This is a genomic window from Holdemanella sp. MSK.7.32 (assembly GCF_024460475.1).
Lineage (GTDB): Bacteria > Bacillota_I > Bacilli_A > Erysipelotrichales > Erysipelotrichaceae > Holdemanella.
In genome coordinates, this window is record NZ_JANFYN010000082.1 from 1 (window position 1) to 4,563 (window position 4,563).

5 protein-coding genes and 1 pseudogene are annotated in these 4,563 nt (G+C 35.7%); all 6 read right to left on the minus strand.

Translation table 11 applies throughout. The features are described 5' to 3' along the window. Positions 1-310: pseudogene (locus NE544_RS11665) on the minus strand (hypothetical protein); the annotation flags it as partial. 2 nt (positions 311-312) lie between these two features. Beyond that, positions 313-1,578, minus strand: a complete 1,266-nt coding sequence (locus tag NE544_RS11670) for a dihydroorotase (protein ID WP_256269458.1) — start codon at positions 1,576-1,578, stop codon at positions 313-315. A gap of 2 nt (positions 1,579-1,580) precedes the next feature. Continuing rightward, positions 1,581-2,483 carry an aspartate carbamoyltransferase catalytic subunit gene (locus NE544_RS11675; RefSeq protein WP_040466523.1) on the minus strand — a complete coding sequence of 301 codons (903 nt, stop codon included), beginning with the start codon at positions 2,481-2,483 and terminating at the stop codon, positions 1,581-1,583. A 157-nt stretch (positions 2,484-2,640) separates the two neighbouring features. After that, positions 2,641-3,018, minus strand: a complete 378-nt coding sequence (locus NE544_RS11680) for a RidA family protein (RefSeq protein ID WP_256269459.1) — start codon at positions 3,016-3,018, stop codon at positions 2,641-2,643. 10 nt (positions 3,019-3,028) lie between these two features. Continuing rightward, positions 3,029-3,652, minus strand: coding sequence for a DUF5052 family protein (locus tag NE544_RS11685; RefSeq protein ID WP_256269460.1), 624 nt, complete (start codon positions 3,650-3,652; stop codon positions 3,029-3,031). Positions 3,653-3,999: 347 nt separating this feature from the next. Beyond that, positions 4,000-4,281 carry a hypothetical protein gene (locus tag NE544_RS11690; protein ID WP_256269461.1) on the minus strand — a complete coding sequence of 94 codons (282 nt, stop codon included), beginning with the start codon at positions 4,279-4,281 and terminating at the stop codon, positions 4,000-4,002. Positions 4,282-4,563: the final 282 nt, after the last annotated feature.

Consider the following 4,563-nt stretch of genomic DNA (forward strand, 5'->3'; position numbering starts at 1 on the left):
TTGTCATACAAGAAATGTTATTTTCTGCAGACACACGACGAATCAAGAATCCATCAGCACTTGTGTTCTTCTTATTAGACATTGTGTTAATGACAAAGTTTACACGTCCATTACGAATAATGTCTAGAACGTTTTTACCATCTTCTGTTTCAATCTTACTAGCACCATGAACATACAATCCTTCAACTTCAAATAAGTCTGCCGTACCCTTTGTTGCATAGATTCCATATCCAATATTTGCGAAGCGTTTCGCCAATTCTAGTGCTTCTTGTTTATTCTCATCATCAATTGTCATTAATACATTTCCATGTTTTATCCTTTCCATACTGTTTTTCCATCTACAATGGTTTCCTTTACTTGCGCATTTACGCTCCAACCATTAAATGGCGTATTTTTCCCCATGGATTCAAATGTATCTATGTCGATCAAAGATTCATGTTCTAAATCGACTAAAACCAAATCGGCATTATAGCCCTCTTTAATTTGTCCTATATTCTCTAAGCCAAAACGCTTAGCAGGTGCAGCCGACATCCAATTTACCAATTGAGCCAATGTCCAGCGCTTTTGGCGGTGAACAAACTCTGTGTATAGTAAGGCAAATGCGCTTTCTAATGAAACAATCCCAAATGGTGCTTTATCCATAGAACGCTTCTTTTCTTCAGAGGTGTGTGGTGCATGGTCATTGGCAATGCAATCCAATGTTCCGTTTTCCAAGCCTTCAATCAAAGCCATACGGTCTTCATGACTTCTTAAAGGTGGATTCATTTTCCAGTTTGGTCCAGCCACATCTTTATCTTCTAATAATAAGTGGTGTACTGTAACTTCAGCACTTACATTCGAACCTGATTCTTTTGCGTTCTTTAATGCTTCTACACTTTCTTTAGCTGAAATGTGGCAAGCATGATACGCATTTCCTATTTCTTTTGTGATTTCTAAATCACGAATCAATTGTGCACTTTCACAAGCACTTGGAATTCCAAGCCAGCCCTTAGATGTCACAACTTCACTGTCATGTACACAGGCCCCTGGTCTGCGATAACGCATGTCTTCTGTATGAGCTACAATCATGCAGTCATTTTCTTTCGCCTTTTCCATGGCTTCTTTCATGATTTCTGGTGTAGCTACCCCAACACCATCATCACTGAACCAGCGTACGCCTAATTCTTTGATACCCTTCATATCCACTACTTCTTTACTTGCCTCTTCTAATGTAATGCAAGCATATGGATATGTATGTACAACAGATTCTTTTTTGATTAATTGTTGATAGTCTTTCATTGTATCTACATCATCTGGAAAAGGGATGACATTTGGCATCGCAAACACAGAAGTAAATCCTCCATGTGCCGCCGCTAAACTACCTGTATGAATGGTTTCTTTTTCACTATGTCCAGGTTCTCTAAAATGCACGTGTACATCCACTAATCCTGGAATTACAGTTAAGCATGTGGCATCCACTGTATCACAGTCTTTCAAGATAGAATCATCAATCTGAATGATCTTTCCTTCGTCAATTAAAATATCTTTCTTTTCGAGACGATTGTCAATTAAAACTTGACCATTTTTGATTAAACGCATGCTTATTTTTCCTCCTTGAATGGAGCAAAACCAAATCCACGTTTAATAACGGCCTTTCTAACCAACATACCATTGTGCATTTGTTCAAAAATTCTTGATTTTTCAGCTTCCACTAAATCCGTATCAATTTCAACACCACGATTAACAGGAGCTGGATGCATCACGATAGCCTTGTCTTTCATTCTTGCATAACGTTCTTTTGTAAGACCATACTTTTCTAAGTATTCACTATCTGTCATACCGGCCATTCCAGAACCTCTTTCTTTCTGGATACGAAGCATCATGACAACATCTGCCCATTCAATGGCTTCATCAAAGTCAATTGTTGGATAGCCAGGTCTTTCCCATTCTTTTGGTCCTGCAAAACGAACGGTTGACCCTAATTTTTCTAAAGCTTCTTTATCACTGGCAGCCACTCTTGAATGTAAGATATCTCCACAGATTACTACATTTAAGCCTTCTAGTGTGCCAAACTCATTTTGCATAGTTAGTAAATCTAACAAGCATTGTGTTGGATGGTTTCCTGCACCATCTCCAGCATTTAAAATTGGAATATTGATATTTTCCAATTCTTTAAAATATTCATCTTGAGAATGACGGATCACCACCATGTCATACCCAATTGATTCAAATGTCTTTACTGTATCATAAAGAGTTTCTCCCTTTGTGACACTGGATGCTCCTGCCGCAAAATCGGCTACTTGGCATCCTAATTGGTGCTGTGCACTTTCGAATGAGAAATGTGTTCGAGTTGAAGCCTCAAAAAAAAGATTAGCAACCAATGCTTTCTGCATTGGTAATTGCCAATCTTTAAAGGAACTATTAAAAAGTCTAGCATCATCAAGAATGCTATAGATGTCTTCAACTGACAGATCTCTCATGGATAATAACGAATTTTTGTTCATATAATCCTCCTTGTGATCTTAAAAAAATGGATTTAAAAAGTCCCTTTTCAAATCCAATTTCTCTTTTATATATACTACCATAAATCATGGATTTTTCAACAATAAAATTCTTCAATACATCAGAGAACGAACTCTATTTACGACATATATGTTTAAACTATTTTTTGATTGCGATACACTCAATTTCTACCTTAGCATTCTTAGGTAATTTAGCCACTTCAAAGCAACTTCGAGCAGGATATATACCATCAAAGTATTTCGCATATTCTTCGTTTACTTTCGCGAAATCATTCATGTCATCCAATAATACAGTTGTCTTAACAATATCATCATATGTTAAGCCTGAAGCTTCTAATAATACACCAATATTTTCAAAGGCTTTCTGAGTTTGTTCAACAACATCTTCACTAACCAAATTTCCTTCTGTATTCACACCTAATTGTCCAGATAAAAATACAAGTCCTTCTGTAGCAATCCCTGCTGAATATGGTCCTAATGCCTTAGGTCCTTTTGTACTACTAATTTGTTGTTTCATTTTGTTTCTCCTAATCCAATAATTCTTTATCAATGATTTGAAAATTTGCTCTATGAATATACAAAGCCTTACCATCAATCATAAGCTTCGTCATCTTTGGTAAATTATCTGGAATCTTCCAATACACCTTATCTCCAGAGTAGGCGGCAATTGGCTGTCCTAATTGGGATTTAATGACTACAATTCTTCCTTTGCCAAACATATTTTTATACTTGTTGATAAAACGAGCAACAGACGTATTGTCTGATATTTGTCCATGTGTATTTGAATCAATATCTTCTTGTGTGAAATCCACATCCGGTGTTAAGCCTTTTTGTTCAAAAATACAAGTATCTCCACATGATTCTATTTCTTTTCCGTCTACCGTTATCGTAATTACACTTGATAATTCATAGCCACGAACAACACGTCCATCTTCATCATAGGAAGTAGACTCTACCGCATTACCTGTAATACTAATTTTATCTCCACTTGTCTCCATGACTTCACTACCATAATTATCATACGTATAGATCGTATATCCATTACCTACTAAATTGCCCTTGATATCATTCAGAGCTGATTGAAACATGCTACAACCACTCAATAATATACATAGGCATACTACACTTATTCTATTTATATTCTTATTCATATTTCCCCCGTTTTATAATGAAGCATTCATAATGAATGACTTAATAATTATTTTATCAACATTTTTTCAATCGACTCTTCACTTACTGAGAAGATGAATGTGATAGCTTTAATTCCAAATTCCTTGTCCATCATTTTTTGATACATTTCAAACTCCTCCTCTAATTCTTATAAATCCAACCATTCCACATCCATTAATGTCTAGACGACTTGCTCTTTATAAGCTGGGAAAGCTTATTTGCTGCATTCCAAGGCCTTTCTCCTGTATAAAATACTAGAATGTGCACCATTGGTAGTCTATCTTTAGCATTGTACATTTAAGAAAAGAAGAGATTTTTTCTCTTCATATCAATTACTTAATACTCGTTTTAAATTTTCAACAGATATCGAACAAACCTTGGAAATCTCATTGACACTCATTCCATTCCTTAACATCGTCTTGTACAAAAGAACCTGCCCTAGTTCTACACCTTGTTCAATGCCTTGTTCAATGCCTTGTTCGATTCCTTTTTTTATTCCTTCAGCTTCCCATTCCTTTGACTTTACTTCCAGCCATCTCTTTTCAGCTTCACACATTTCAATATCCTCCTTTTCCTCTAATTCTTCTAAATCCAACCATTCTACATCCATCAATATTTTTACTTCTTTTACACAAATTCTAAACCATTGATTGTTCCTTCATAAATAGACTGAACATAAACAATTCGACATATGTAGAATAAATTATACACATCTTTTTCATTAAAATGAGTCATGAAAATAAGATTTGAACCTTTCGTCCACCTCTACTAGTTGTTTTCCAAGGCATTTCCCTGTATAGAACACTAGAATGTTCCCCTCTTTATTATTATGCATATAAGAAAGTAGGCGGCAGAGTTTAAATTCTGCCGCCCCTTATCAAACCATACGTGC